The following is a 13,432-nucleotide window of genomic DNA, read 5'->3' as shown; positions in this document are numbered from 1 at the left end:
ATTGCCAGGGTCTCGCCGAGATGGCGCGCCAACAGCGCTCGAGGAGCGACGCTCGCTCCGCTTGTTCACAAACGTTTCGCAGGACTGCAGGCGATCTTTCTTTCATTCGAATTCATGCCTGAAGGCGCGTGCGGACGCGATGGCCGGCCGCCGGATTCGGGCTGGCTGAAGCTGACGGAGCATCGTTCGGCAATTTCGGCGGGCGGGGAACTGGCGATCGAGAAAAGCCGCGCTGCGCCAGGCGAAGCGACATTCGCGCAGAAAAACGTCGCCCTCTATCTGACTATGCCGCCGGGCGCAGTTTGACGTCGACGTTGTGCTCGAGGGGAAATCTATTTGGTCAGCAGCTGACAAATCGAGTCAAGCTGCTCCAATGATTCATAGCGAATCCGAAGCTCGCCCCTTTCATCCTCGCCGCGAAGTTCGACACGCATGCCGAGGGCGTCGCTCAAAGTTTTTTCGATCGCGCGCGCGTCGGCGTCCTTGGTGGAATTCCTGGCCGAATTTTTGGCGGAACGCAGCGAGCGTCCCGACGGGCCAGCCTCGTCGGCATGGTCCTTCGCCAAACGCTCGACGTCACGAACCGTCAATCCCTTTTCGACGATGCGCCGCGCCACTGCCGCCGGATCGGCGACGGCGAGGAGCGCGCGCGCGTGACCGGCCGAAATCGCGCCCTCGGCCACGAGCTTTTTCGCCTCCTCCGGTAAATTGAGCAGGCGAATCGTATTGGCGATGTGAGGGCGGCTCTTGCCGATGATTTTCGCGATGTCGCCGTGGGAATAGCCAAACTCCGCGCCGAGCCGCTCATAGCCCTTCGCCTCCTCTACGGCGTTGAGGTCGGCGCGCTGCACATTCTCGATGATCGCGAGTTCGAGCGCTTCCTTGTCATTCGCCTCATGAATGACGACCGGCACGTCGGAAAGTCCCGCCATCTGCGCCGCGCGCCAGCGCCGCTCGCCCGCGATGATTTCATAGGCGTCGGCGACGCCGACGATGACGCGCACGATGATGGGCTGAATCACGCCCTTCTCGCGAATCGATGCGGTCAGTTCGGCCAGATCCTCCTCGCGAAAAGAAATGCGCGGATTGCGCGGGTTAGGGCGCAAAAACTCGATCGGCGCCTTTCGCGGACCGCGCGGGCGCTCGGCCGGGGCGGCGTCCGCGGCGGCGTCGCCGAGAAGCGCCGCCAATCCCCGGCCCAGCCGGCGCCGCGATTCATCCGCCATTTTGAAGGCTCCTTCTTGGCTCTCAGGCAACGTGGCTCTTGGGGCTGCTTTTTGGGCTGCTTGGCGCTTAGGCGGCGCGCAAGCGCTTCTCGCGCTGGATCACTTCCGAGGCGAGCTTCAGATAGGCCTGACTGCCCGAGCATTTGAGGTCGTAGAGCAGCACCGGCTTGCCATGTGACGGGGCCTCCGAGACTCTGACGTTGCGCGGGATCATCGTCTGATAGACCTTTTCGCCCATGAATCGACGCACGTCCGCGACGACCTGATTGGCGAGGTTGTTGCGGGGGTCGTACATCGTCAGAACGACGCCATGGATGGACAACTTATGGTTGAGAGTCTGCCGAACCTGTTCGACAGTCGAGAGGAGCTGGGATAGGCCTTCCAGCGCGAAGAATTCGCACTGCAATGGCACGACGACGGCGTCGCTGCTAGCTAACGCATTGATTGTCAAGAGATTTAGCGACGGCGGGCAGTCGATTAGAATATAGCTGTAGCGCCGCTCGTCATCATGATCGGCCGCCAGCTCGGCGAAGGCGCGCTTCAACCTGTAGGCGCGATCCTTGTCATTGGCGATTTCGAGCTCGACGCCAAGCAAATCCAGAGTCGACGGCGCGATCGAGAGCCGCGGCACCGCCGTGGCGACGATCGCGTCGGCGAGGCTCGATTCGCCGAGCAGCACGTCATATGTGGAAATCGTTCGTTGGTGACGGTCGACGCCGAGGCCCGTCGACGCATTGCCTTGCGGATCGAGGTCGATGACGAGAACTTCCTCGCCGACCGCCGCGAGCGCGGTGCCGAGATTGATGGCGGTGGTCGTCTTGCCCACGCCGCCCTTTTGATTGGCCAGCACAAAAATGCGCGGCGAAGCGGAAGCGGTCACGATGGGGAAGCCTTGTGCTTGACCACGACGATGCGCGCCTCCGTGCGGGTGCGGCTTGCCGTCGATTCGCAGCTCAAGCTACCGAGCGTCTCGACCGCGGTCAATTCGTCCCGCCATTCTTCCCCCTTTAAAAACACCCCAATGGCGCCTTTTTTTAATGGCGCTTCGGCAAGTTGCACAAGGCGAGCGAGAGGCGCCAGGGCGCGGGCGCTGACGCCGCCGACTTCGGCGGCGAGATTCGGCAGAACGCTTTCGATTCGCTCGGCATGAACGACCGCAGGCGCTCCTGTTTCACGTGAAACAGCACGGAGGAATCCGGCCTTGCGCTGGTCGCTTTCAATCAGGTGCACGACGGCATCCGGCGTCGACTTCAATAAGAGCGCGGTCACCAGCCCGGGAAAGCCTGCGCCGGACCCCAGGTCCGCCCAACATCGGATGTGAGGCGCGACGGCGTGTACTTGCGCCGAATCGGCGAAGTGCCGCAGCCATACCTCTCCGAGGGTCGCCGAGGACACCAGATTGATCTTCGCCTGCCAGCGCCGCAGCAAGGATTCGTAGATCTCAAGCTCCGCTTGAATCGGTTTGAGCTCCGGGAAAAGCCCCAGCGCCTGTTCCCGGCACGAGCTGTCTCTCACGCGCGACGCGCCCGCGCCGCCAGCAGCGTCAACGCCGAAGGCGTCATGCCGTCGATCCGTTGCGCCTGGCCGATCGTGCGCGGCCGCAAATAACTCAGCTTCCCGCGCAATTCCGCCGAGAGCCCGGCGATCGTCGCATAGTCCAGCCCATCCGGCAGCGCCAGGCGCTCGTCGCGTCGATACGCGTCAATATCGGCCTGCTGGCGGTCGAGATAGACGGCATAGCGCGCCTCGGTCTCCAGCCGCTCGACGGTATCGGCGTCAATTCCGCTGAACTCGGGCCAGATCAACGCCAGGCGATCCAGCGTGATGTCCGGAAAGGACAGCAGCGCATAGGCGCTGCGGCGCAGCCCGTCCTGATTGACCGGCAGCCCATGCCGGCGCGCGGCGGCCGACGTTAGCTCCCGCGCCTGCAGCATGGTGCGCGCAGCCTGCAATCCGGCGGCGCGGGCTGAGTAATGGGACGCGCGACGAGCGCCGACGCAGCCGATTTCGATCCCGCGCGGCGTGAGACGCTCATCGGCGTTGTCGGCGCGCAGCGACAGGCGATATTCGGCGCGCGAGGTGAACATGCGATAGGGCTCGCTGACCCCCCGGGTGACGAGATCGTCGACCATCACGCCGAGATAGGCTTCCGCCCGATCGAAGATGATCGCGGCCTTTCCGGCGGCGCAGCGCGCCGCATTGAGCCCCGCGAGAAGCCCCTGCGCGGCGGCTTCCTCGTATCCCGTCGTGCCATTGATCTGCCCGGCGAAGAAAAGACCGCGAAAACGCTTGGTTTCGAGCGTCACCGAGAGTTCGCGCGGATCGACATAGTCATATTCGATCGCATAGCCGGGCCGCAAAATGCGGGTGTCCTCCAGCCCAGGTATGGCGTTGATGAAGGCCTGCTGGGTCGACAGCGGCAGCGAGGTCGAGACGCCGTTCGGATAGACGGTGTCGTCGTCGAGCCCTTCGGGCTCCAGAAAAATCTGGTGGGCGTCGCGGTCGGCGAAGCGCGTCACCTTGTCCTCGATCGAGGGGCAATAGCGCGGTCCGGGGCCGGAGATGGCCCCCGTGCGCAACGGCGAACGATGCAGATCGTCGAGAATGATCTGGTGCGCGGCCGGCGTCGTGCGGGTGACGCCGCAGGCGATCTGACGGTTCGCGATCGCCGTCGTGAGATAGGAGAAGGGCTCGGGCGTCGGATCGCCCCATTGTTCTTCGAGAGCGTCCCAGCGGATGCTGCGCCCGTCGAGCCGCGGCGGCGTGCCGGTCTTAAGCCGCGCGACCGCAAAGCCGGCCTCCCGCAACCGTCGGCTTAAGCCGTTGGACGGCGCATCGCCCATCCGACCCGCGGGCGTGCGCTCATCGCCGATATGGATCACGCCGCCGAGAAAGGTGCCGGTGGCGACGACGACGGAACCGGCCCTGATCTCGCCCTCGGCGGTGGCGACGCCGCGAACGACTTCGCCCTCCATCAGCAGATCTTCGACGGAAGCTTCGACGATCGTCAGGTTTTCCGTCTCATTTAGCGCCGCCTGCATCGCCGCGCGATAGAGCTTGCGGTCGGCCTGGGCTCGGGGACCGCGCACGGCAGGGCCCTTGGATCGGTTTAGCACGCGGAACTGGATGCCGGCGACGTCAGCCACCCGCCCCATCAAGCCGTCGAGGGCGTCGATCTCCCGCACCAGCTGGCCCTTGCCGAGCCCGCCGATCGCAGGATTGCAGGACATTTCGCCAATTTTTGCGCGGCTCTGGGTCACGAGCGCCGTGCGCGCGCCAAGACGCGCCGCCGCAGCCGCAGCCTCGCAGCCGGCGTGCCCGCCGCCGATCACAAGGACGTCGAAATGTTTCATCCCGGAATTCATGGCTTGGCCTGTTTCACGTGAAACATATCACTTGCCAATACAAAAACGCGAGAAAACCGCGTCGAGGATCTCTTCGACGTCGACCGCGCCGACGATCCGCCCGAGCGCACGGGCGGCGCGGCGCAACGCCTCGGCCTGAAGCTCGAGCGCTTCGCCGTTAACCATGATACTTTCAATGCTTTCAACAGCTTGCTCAAGCGCGCGACGGTGCCTTTCTCGCACGATCAACGACCCCGACCCGTCGCCGAGGCGCGCCCGAGCGCGCGCTTCAATCGCCGCCGCCAGCGTCTCCAGCCCCTCGCCGCTCAAGGCGCAGACGCCGATCGCGCCGCAAGGCGCCGGCGTCAGATCGGTTTTGGTCGCAACGCGGATCGTCTCGACGTCATGGTCCGGCGGCGCCTCCGCAGAATCCGACAGCCACAGCGCCAGATCGGCGGTTTCGACCCGCGCGAGCGTCCGATCGACGCCGATCCGCTCGATCGCGTCGGCCGCCTCGCGCAGACCTGCCGTGTCGATCAATGTCACCGGCAAACCGCCAATATCGAGATGGGCTTCGATCATATCCCGCGTCGTGCCGGGAATCGGCGAGACGATCGCGAGGTCCCGCCGCGTCAACGCGTTGATCAGCGTCGACTTGCCGACATTCGGCCGCCCGAGAATCATGACGAGAAAGCCGTCGCGCATGCGCTCCGAGGCTGGCGCGAGCTGCAGCGCCGCGCGCAGGTCCCGGGCAAGCGGCGACAACAACGCGCTGAGTCGCGCCGGCGAAAACGCGCCGACGTCCGCCTCGTCGCTGAAGTCGAGCTCGGCCTCGACCAGCGCTAGCGACTCCACCAGCGCCGCCCGCCAGCCCTCGACTTTTCGCCGCAACGCGCCGCCCGCGACGCGCAGCGCCTGCCGCCGCTGCGCCTCGGTCTGCGCGTCGATGAGATCGGCAAGCGCTTCCGCCTGAGAGAGATCGAGCTTGCCATTGGCGAAGCTGCGGCGCGCGAATTCGCCGGGTTCGGCCGGCCGCAGGCCGGGAAGCCGATGCAAAGCGGCAAGCGCGCCCTCGACGACCGCGCGGCCGCCATGAAGCTGCAGCTCGCCATAATCTTCGCCCGTTGACGACGCGGGACCGGGAAAGAATAGCGCGATCCCCCGATCAAGCATTTCCCCAGTCTCTGGATCGCGCAGAACCACAAAACTCGCCTGCCGCGGCTCGGGGAGCCTGCCGGCGAGCGCCGTGAGCGCCTCCCCCGTTTCCGGACCGGAAATCCGAATGACCGCGATCGCGGCCCTTCCGGCGCCTGTGCCGAGCGCGAAGATCGTGTCCTGCGCCGTCATTGGCTGGCGGCCTCACGGCGGCTTGGAGCGGCAATGAAAATTCCCGATCGCTTGCTCCCGTTCAACGGGTCGGGACCGAAAATGCTGCAGCGCACAAACGTAGGGCTCCGGGCGATGAACGCGCAGGACTCGCCAGCGTCGCGCTTCCGATCGCGCGCAACGCCGACCATCGTCCACACATTGGCAAAATCCTCGAACATGCGCGCCGCTTATTTCCTTCGCCGCTGGCATTCGCAAGGCCGGTCCGGCACAAAGACATATGCGAACGCGAGCAATATGTCGCCGGCTCAACGGCTCGGATGCGGACCGCTTTCAAGCGTTGCGACTTGAGAGCTTTACATTGGAGCCCCGCGCCTTTCGCTTCGCGCCGGAAGATGAGGCGCATATCGCGCTAGACGCGGTCGCCGCGCGCCTGCAGCGCGACTTTGTCGTCGGCGCATTCAGCGCAGAAGACTCGCGAATGATTGGCGTTGGCGGACTCGCTTGGAATGATGGCGTGAAAACGCGCCACAAGGCGCTGCTCTACGGCATGTATGTGAAGGCCGCTGAGCGCGGATCGGGCGCCGCCGATGAGATCATGCGAAGACTGATTGACGAGGCGCGCGGCAGCGTCGAGATCGTCACGCTTACCGTGGTCTCGACGAACTTACGCGCGCTGCGCTTCTACGAGCGATGGGGATTTCGCGCCTATGGCGTCGAAGAGCGCTCAGCGAAAAACGGCGACGGCGATTATTTTGACGAAACGCTGATGGCGCTTCGTTTCGTTGATGAGAATAGGCGACAAGACGAGCGCCGATAACTCGGCCCGAACACCTATCGCCGTCAGGTATTCATCGAATCGAAGAAGCCCAGATTGTTCTTCGTCTCGCGCAGCTTTCCGAGCAGGAATTCGATCGCGTCGACCGTGCCCATCGGATTGAGGATGCGGCGCAGCACATACATCTTCTTGAGGATGTCGGGCGCGACGAGCAGCTCTTCCTTACGGGTGCCGGAGCGGGTGATGTCCAGCGCCGGGAAAATCCGCTTGTCGGAAACCTTGCGGTCGAGAATGATCTCGCTGTTGCCGGTGCCCTTGAACTCTTCGAAGATGACTTCGTCCATGCGCGAGCCCGTGTCGATCAAGGCCGTCGCGATGATCGTCAGCGATCCGCCTTCCTCGATATTGCGCGCCGCGCCGAAGAAGCGCTTGGGCCGCTGCAGCGCGTTGGCGTCGACGCCGCCGGTCAGCACCTTGCCGGATGACGGCACGACGGTGTTATAGGCGCGCCCGAGCCGCGTGATCGAATCAAGCAGGATAACCACGTCGCGGCCGTGTTCGACGAGACGCTTCGCCTTCTCGATCACCATTTCCGCGACCTGCACGTGGCGCACCGCCGGCTCGTCGAAGGTCGAGGAGACGACCTCGCCCTTCACCGAACGCTGCATGTCGGTGACTTCCTCAGGCCGCTCGTCGATGAGCAGCACGATGAGATAGCACTCGGGATGATTGGTCGTGATCGACTGCGCGATATTCTGCAGGAGCACGGTCTTGCCGGTGCGCGGCGGCGCCACGACCAGCGCGCGCTGCCCTTTGCCGATCGGCGCGACGAGATCGATGATGCGCGACGAGAGATCCTTGCGGGTCGGGTCTTCAATCTCGAGCTTGAGGCGCTCGTCCGGATAGAGCGGCGTCAGATTGTCGAAGGGCACCTTGTGGCGCACCTTCTCGGGATCTTCGAAATTGATGCTGTTGACTTTTAAAAGCGCGAAATAGCGTTCGCCCTCTTTCGGGCTTCGGATCATGCCCTCGACCGTGTCGCCGGTGCGCAGGCCGAACTTTCGGATCTGCGAGGGCGAGACGTAAATGTCGTCGGGACCGGCGAGATAATTCGCGTCGGGCGACCGCAGGAAGCCGAAGCCGTCCTGCAGCACCTCGACGACGCCGACGCCGACGATTTCGACGTCGCGACTGGCGAATTGTTTCAGAATCGCGAAGAGGAGCTCCTGCTTGCGCAGGAGCGAGGCGTTCTCGACTTCGTGCTCTTCGGCAAAAGCGAGGAGTTCGGCGGCGGACTTGGCCTTCAAGTCCGAAAGTTTAATTTCCCGCATTCAGGAGGAACCTTGGGTATTACTGGCGCGCATATGGAAACGAGCCGGAGAGAAGAGGTGTGGCGGGGGAGACGGCCTTCGGGGAGCGCCGGCGAAAATCCGGCGATGCCGCTACAAGCAGACACGGGCCTCAGAGGGATAGGGTTCACTTAGACAATTTCCAGACATGAATCAAGAGTTCCGTTAAAGCGGCCCTAACGCGCCATATGGGGACCCGCCGCTGGCGGACTCAGGCGAAGGCGACGGCATGATCGTTCCGATCCGCGCGGAGCGCATCTTGGCGCCAACAGGGCCATGGTGAATGGCGCCCTGCAGCCGATCGCGCCCGACTGAGGGAAGATCATCGGCGAACGTCAGAACGGCTTGACGATCACCAGGATAACGACGCCGATCATCAGCAGGGTCGGCAGTTCATTGAAGATGCGATAGTAGCGCGGCGAATGAACATTGGCGTCTTCCGCGAAACGGCGCATCAGCGCGCCGTCATGAATATGCGCCGCGGTCAGCAGCACGACGAGCGTCGCTTTCGCGTGAAACCATCCTGACGACAGCGCCCCGCTCTCGATCGCCAGATAGACGCCAGTCATCCAGGCGACGAGCATCGCCGGCGTCATGATGTAACGATAGAGCCGCCGCTCCATGATCTTGAACGTCTCAGCGAGCGTCCCCTCGCCCGCGCTGGCATGGTAGACGAAAAGACGCGGCAGATAGAGAAGCCCCGCCATCCACGAGATGATGGCGATCACATGCAGCGCCTTGATCCAGACGTACATCGTCAGGCTCCCCGTCGCACGCGCGTGACAAGCCGCTCGACGTTTTCGATCGGCGTCTGCTGCAAGATGCCGTGACCCAGATTGAAGATATGCGGCCGGCCTTTGAAGGCGGCGAGAATCGAATCGACTTCGCGGTCGAGCGCTTCTCCGCCAGCGACAAGCACGAGAGGATCGAGATTGCCTTGCAGCGGTATATTCGATTCTGTTTGCGCAACGGCCCATGCCGGATCGAGCGCCGTATCGATGCCGTAGCCATCGGCGCCGATCATTTGCGTGAGCTTGGGCAGATGCGCGTCGGCGCCGCGTATGAAGGCGATCACCGGCGTTTGCGGATGGCGCGCTTTGACGCCTTCAACGATCCGCCGAACCGGCGCCCCCGACCAGCGATGAAATTCATTCGCCGGCAATACGCCGGCCCAGCTGTCGAAGATTTGCACGACCTCGACGCCAGCCTCGATCTGACGCGCCAGATAGTCGATTGACGCCTCGACGACGCGATCGATCAGCTGCGCGAAAGCGTCGGGATAACGATAGGCGAACAGACGCGCCGGCGCCTGATCGGGCGTGCCTTGCCCGGCGATCATATAGCTTACGACCGTGAACGGCGCCCCGCAAAAGCCGATAAAGGCGACGTCCGACGGCAACGCGGTTTTTACAAGATCGATCGTCTCGAACACCGGCGAAAGATGTTCAAGCTTGAACGCGCCGAGCCGCTGCGCCTGCTCCGGCGTTTCGATCGGTTCAAGCCGCGGCCCGGCGCCGCTCTCGAAGGACACTCGTTGGCCCATGGCGTCGGGCACTACAAGAATGTCGGAGAAGAGAATCGCCGCGTCGAAGTGAAAGCGCCGGATCGGCTGCAGCGTCACATCCGCCGCCTTCCGCGGCGAATAGCAAAAATCGAGAAAGCTTTTCGTCGTCGACCGCACGTCGCGATATTCGGGAAGATAGCGGCCCGCTTGCCGCATCAGCCATAGCGGCGGAACGCTTCGCGCCTCTCCACGCAGAACCGAAAGAAGCGCCTTCTCCTCCGCCATCGCGTTCGCTCCGTTTGTCGTCCTCGACAAGCGGGGTAGCGCGAAACGCCATTAAAACAAAATTCATTTTAATAAGAATTGATTCTTCATCTATATCGCGGCGGGGACGAAAGTTAATTTTCATTAACCAGTCGCCCACAGGCGAGCCGCGAAGCGACGGTCACGCCGGCCATTACGGGAAAACTCCAGTCAGCGAACGGAATCATGGGTATATCGCAATTTCTCGGCGCAAGTGATTGTGGATGGCCTGTGAATCCCTTCTGTACCGGCGTCGGCGGGAATCCGTTCGACAGGGCTTCTCCTGTTGACCGTTTGGGCGCTCTATGCCCGCTAACCGAAGCGGAGGATTTTTTGACCGCGCTTTATCCCCGCTCTTCGGCTTACGCGGGAGGGCTGTGGACGTGACCGCGAGGCCAACATCGACCTTCTGGCGCGAATCGGCGCCGCTGATTCTCGCCTCGAAAAGCGCCGGCCGCCGGCAGGCGCTGCTGCATTCGGGCGTTCCTTTCGAGATCATTCCCGCCGATGTCGACGAACGTGCGATTGAATCGCGGCTTGACGGCGCCGACGCCGACGCGATCGCTTTAGCGCTGGCCCGCGCCAAGGCGCTCGCGATTTTCGCCGAAGGCCGGCTCGTGCTGGGCGCGGATCAGGTCGCAAGCTGCGAAGGCAGGATTTTCGGCAAGCCGCCGACGATGCGTGACGCCGAAGCGCTCCTGCGGCTTCTCTCCGGCCGGCGGCACCGCCTGCATTCGGCGATCGCCCTGGCGCGCGACGGCGCCGTCGTCTTTGCGACGGTCGGCGTCGCCGATCTCACCATGCGTGCGCTGAGCGAAGACTTCATCGCCGCTTATCTGACGGCGATCGGAGAGAATGCGCTGACATCAGCCGGCGCCTATCAGATCGAAGGCCTGGGCGCGCAACTCTTCTCGAAGGTGGAAGGCGACTATTGGACCATCATGGGGCTTCCGTTACTGGAGCTCCTCGAGGCGCTTCGACGCCAGGGGGCGCTCCTCTCGTGACACAGCCAAAGATGCTGCGCGTGGGGCTGACTGGCTCGATCGGCATGGGCAAGTCGACGACGGCCGATATGTTTCGCGACGAAGGCATCGCGGTTCTCGATTCCGATCAGCTCGTGCATGACCTCTATAAAGGACCGGCGGCCGACGAGATTGATCGCGCGTTTCCCGGCGTCGTCGTCAATGGCGTCGTCGATCGCGCGCGGCTCGCCGCCCGCGTGCTTGACGATCCTGCGGCCCTCAAGCGTCTGGAAGCGATCGTGCATCCGATGGTGTGGGCGGCGCGCGACGCTCTGATCGAAGAACGCCGCAATCAGGGCGACCGCATCGTCGTCTTCGACATCCCGCTGCTGTTCGAAACCGGCGCAGAAAAGGACTTCGACGTCATTGTCGTCGTCACCGCGCCGGAAGATGTGCAAAAAGCGCGCGTTCTTGCTCGGGAAGGCATGACGACCGAGAAATTCGCGTCCATTCTGTCGAAGCAGACGCCTGATTCAGAAAAGCGCGCCCGCGCCGATTTCGTGGTCCATACCGACCAGGGTCTGGACGCAGCGCGCCAAGAGGTGCGAAACATCGTGAAAGCGCTTGAAGCGCGGCTCGGGTGAAAAATGCGGGAGATCGTTCTCGACACTGAAACGACGGGGCTCGATCCCTCGAGCGGGCATCGCATCGTCGAAATCGGCGCGGTCGAGATTTCAAATCTCATCCCGACCGGCAGGCATTTCCACTGCTACGTCGATCCAGAGCGCGACATGCCGGATGAGGCCTTTCGGGTGCATGGCCTCTCGCGCGAATTTCTGGCGCAGCACAAGGTCTTCAAGGAAATTGCGGCCGAATTTCTCGACTTTATCGAGGATGCGCCGCTCGTCATTCACAACGCCGAATTCGACACGCGCTTTCTCAACGCCGAATTCGCGCTCATGAATTTGCCGCCGCTCGGCGGCGCGCGCATCATCGACACGCTCGCCATGGCGCGCCGCCGCCATCCTGGCGGCCCCAATTCACTCGACGCTTTGTGTCAGCGTTACGCCATCGATCTCTCGCGGCGCGAGAAGCATGGCGCTCTGCTCGACGCCAATCTCCTCGCTGAGGTCTACGCCGAGCTTTGCGGCGGACGGCAGTCGGCGCTGTCGCTTCAGACCGTTCACGCGGTGCGCATCGCCGCCTCGACTGATCTGCTGCGCCATCGCCCCGAGCCGCTCCCGCCGCGGTTAAGCGCGGCCGAAAAGACGGCCCACTCTGTCTTTGTCGCGACGATCAAATCGCCGATCTGGGATCGTTATCTCGCAAGCGACGAAGACGCGGCGCCGAGCGTCGCCGGCTAATTGCCCTGAGTCGCGCTCTGCACGCCCGCTTCGGCGGCCTTTTGCTGATAGAGCGCGACGAAGTCGATCGGATCGATATAGAGCGGCGGATAGCCGCCCTTGCTCGTCGCGTCGGCCACAAGTTGGCGCACGAAGGGAAACAGCATGCGCGGGCATTCGATCATCACGATCGGATGCACCTGCTCTTCGGGAATGTTCAGCAGTCGGAACACGCCGCCATATTCAAGATCGAGCTTGAAGAGGAGCCCGTCTCCCTCGCCGGCCTTGCAGTCGAGCATCAGGCTGACCTCGAAGTCGGTCGGCGCCAGCTGCTTGGCGTTGACGTTGACCTGAATCGAGATGTTCGGCGCCTTCTCCTGTGCGCCGAGTGAGCGCGGCGCATTGGGATTCTCGAAGGAGAAATCCTTCAGATATTGAGCAAGCGAATTGAGGGCCGGAGCGCCGCCCGGCGCTCCTTGCGCGCCGTTGCCATTGGTGTCGGTCATTTAGGATCTCCAGCAAAGCCGTTGTCATGAGAATTCGCGCCCGCCTAACACGTCTGTCAGAAGCGAACAAGGCGTTGCGCCGGTCCTACTTGGCTGTGCTTCGGCGCGGCTTTCCCCCGGAGCCGCGCGCTTCGCGTCGCCATTCGCGCGGGTCGAGGTCGATGATTCGCGGGTCTACGCTCCCGGACCGCGCCCGCAGCCGCCGCGCCAGGCTCTGCCGCACGGAGGGCGACTTCAGCGCCAGCCCGACGAAATCCGAGGCGAAGCCAGGAAGAATGAGCAGGATCGAGGCGAGCGCCTGCAACGCCCCGTCCAGCATCGCCCCGTCGAGCATGGCGGAGCTTTCGCCTTTCGCCTTGGCGGCTAATCCGGCGCGGACAAAATCGAGGAGGCGCCGCACGTCGGAGAGGCCAAGCAGCGATGCGCCGATGGCGAGCGCGATCGCCACGAGAAGCCCGACGGCGCGGACGACGAGCGCGAAACAGAGAATCTCCAGCACGATCCATGTTGCGAGGACGGCGCCGACAAGCTTAGATTTCACCGAATCATCCGATCTTTGCGGCCTACCCGCCCGCGGCGATACGCCCGCCCCTTGATTCGTGACATGTACGAAGCGACATGATAGCCGACGACAAATTTATTCGGGAGTTGCCAATGCCGGCCTCCGGCGATCTCTTCGATCCCAGCCTTATCGTTTTCGCGGCGCTCGCGGTTTTCGTCATCTGGAAACTGCGCTCGGTGCTCGGAATGCGGGTGGATCGCGATACGCCGCCCCCGGCGCGCTTCGCGCC

The 13,432-nt window shown here is 63.4% G+C and carries 15 protein-coding genes; 5 read left to right on the top strand and 10 right to left on the bottom strand.

The features are described 5' to 3' along the window. Positions 1 to 306, top strand: a 306-nt coding sequence (locus tag NEI07_RS13525; RefSeq protein ID WP_256035214.1) for a hypothetical protein, incomplete at its 5' end; no start/stop codon positions are given. A 26-nt stretch (positions 307 to 332) separates the two neighbouring features. On the opposite strand, the gene NEI07_RS13520 is transcribed toward NEI07_RS13525, so the two are convergent. The 5 genes from NEI07_RS13520 to mnmE form a co-directional block, all read right to left on the bottom strand. Then, complete coding sequence (locus tag NEI07_RS13520; protein ID WP_256035213.1) at positions 333 to 1,226, bottom strand: ParB/RepB/Spo0J family partition protein; 894 nt, start codon at positions 1,224 to 1,226, stop codon at positions 333 to 335. A gap of 67 nt (positions 1,227 to 1,293) precedes the next feature. Further along, positions 1,294 to 2,106, bottom strand: a complete 813-nt coding sequence (locus NEI07_RS13515; protein ID WP_256035212.1) for a ParA family protein — start codon at positions 2,104 to 2,106, stop codon at positions 1,294 to 1,296. After that, a complete protein-coding gene (locus NEI07_RS13510) occupies positions 2,103 to 2,741 on the bottom strand; it encodes a 16S rRNA (guanine(527)-N(7))-methyltransferase RsmG (protein ID WP_256035211.1) in 639 nt (212 codons plus the stop codon). The genes NEI07_RS13515 and NEI07_RS13510 overlap by 4 nt, the downstream gene beginning before the upstream one ends. Continuing rightward, on the bottom strand, positions 2,738 to 4,591 hold the full coding sequence (mnmG, locus tag NEI07_RS13505) for a tRNA uridine-5-carboxymethylaminomethyl(34) synthesis enzyme MnmG (RefSeq protein WP_407659904.1): 1,854 nt from the start codon (positions 4,589 to 4,591) through the stop codon (positions 2,738 to 2,740). Before mnmG ends, NEI07_RS13510 begins: the two co-directional genes overlap by 4 nt. A 27-nt stretch (positions 4,592 to 4,618) precedes the next feature. Then, the gene (gene mnmE / locus NEI07_RS13500; protein WP_256035209.1) at positions 4,619 to 5,917 is read right to left on the bottom strand and encodes a tRNA uridine-5-carboxymethylaminomethyl(34) synthesis GTPase MnmE; all 1,299 of its coding nucleotides are present in this window, start codon (positions 5,915 to 5,917) and stop codon (positions 4,619 to 4,621) included. Positions 5,918 to 6,176: 259 nt separating this feature from the next. Between mnmE and NEI07_RS13495 the strand changes: the two genes are divergently transcribed. After that, the gene (locus NEI07_RS13495; RefSeq protein WP_256035208.1) at positions 6,177 to 6,716 is read left to right on the top strand and encodes a GNAT family N-acetyltransferase; all 540 of its coding nucleotides are present in this window, start codon (positions 6,177 to 6,179) and stop codon (positions 6,714 to 6,716) included. Positions 6,717 to 6,739: 23 nt separating this feature from the next. On the opposite strand, the gene rho is transcribed toward NEI07_RS13495, so the two are convergent. From rho to hemE, 3 genes are all read right to left on the bottom strand, one after another. Then, a complete protein-coding gene (gene rho, locus NEI07_RS13490) occupies positions 6,740 to 8,005 on the bottom strand; it encodes a transcription termination factor Rho (RefSeq protein ID WP_018406432.1) in 1,266 nt (421 codons plus the stop codon). Positions 8,006 to 8,358: 353 nt separating this feature from the next. Next, positions 8,359 to 8,778, bottom strand: a complete 420-nt coding sequence (gene hemJ / locus NEI07_RS13485) for a protoporphyrinogen oxidase HemJ (RefSeq protein WP_256035207.1) — start codon at positions 8,776 to 8,778, stop codon at positions 8,359 to 8,361. 2 nt (positions 8,779 to 8,780) lie between these two features. Next, positions 8,781 to 9,812, bottom strand: coding sequence for a uroporphyrinogen decarboxylase (hemE, locus tag NEI07_RS13480; protein ID WP_256035205.1), 1,032 nt, complete (start codon positions 9,810 to 9,812; stop codon positions 8,781 to 8,783). 395 nt (positions 9,813 to 10,207) lie between these two features. Here hemE and NEI07_RS13475 point away from each other — a divergent pair, with 395 nt between their 5' ends. The 3 genes from NEI07_RS13475 to dnaQ are packed head-to-tail and all read left to right on the top strand — an operon-like array spanning position 10,208 to position 12,156. Beyond that, the gene (locus tag NEI07_RS13475; protein WP_256035203.1) at positions 10,208 to 10,834 is read left to right on the top strand and encodes a Maf family protein; all 627 of its coding nucleotides are present in this window, start codon (positions 10,208 to 10,210) and stop codon (positions 10,832 to 10,834) included. A gap of 11 nt (positions 10,835 to 10,845) precedes the next feature. After that, positions 10,846 to 11,436: a dephospho-CoA kinase gene (coaE, locus tag NEI07_RS13470; protein WP_256035215.1), complete on the top strand. Its 591-nt coding sequence runs from the start codon at positions 10,846 to 10,848 to the stop codon at positions 11,434 to 11,436. A 3-nt stretch (positions 11,437 to 11,439) separates the two neighbouring features. Continuing rightward, positions 11,440 to 12,156 (top strand): DNA polymerase III subunit epsilon, encoded by a 717-nt coding sequence (gene dnaQ, locus NEI07_RS13465; protein WP_256035201.1) that lies wholly within the window; start codon positions 11,440 to 11,442, stop codon positions 12,154 to 12,156. Here the strand turns inward: dnaQ and secB are convergent. Continuing rightward, positions 12,153 to 12,641, bottom strand: coding sequence for a protein-export chaperone SecB (gene secB, locus NEI07_RS13460; protein ID WP_029648619.1), 489 nt, complete (start codon positions 12,639 to 12,641; stop codon positions 12,153 to 12,155). The two genes, dnaQ and secB, sit on opposite strands and share 4 nt — an antisense overlap. An 85-nt stretch (positions 12,642 to 12,726) precedes the next feature. Continuing rightward, complete coding sequence (locus NEI07_RS13455) at positions 12,727 to 13,182, bottom strand: FxsA family protein (protein WP_256035199.1); 456 nt, start codon at positions 13,180 to 13,182, stop codon at positions 12,727 to 12,729. Between the last annotated feature and the right edge of the window lie 250 nt (positions 13,183 to 13,432).

Source organism: Methylocystis suflitae, from assembly GCF_024448135.1.
GTDB classification, from domain to species: Bacteria; Pseudomonadota; Alphaproteobacteria; order Rhizobiales; family Beijerinckiaceae; genus Methylocystis; species Methylocystis suflitae.
This window is presented reverse-complemented; position numbering and strand designations above follow the sequence as displayed.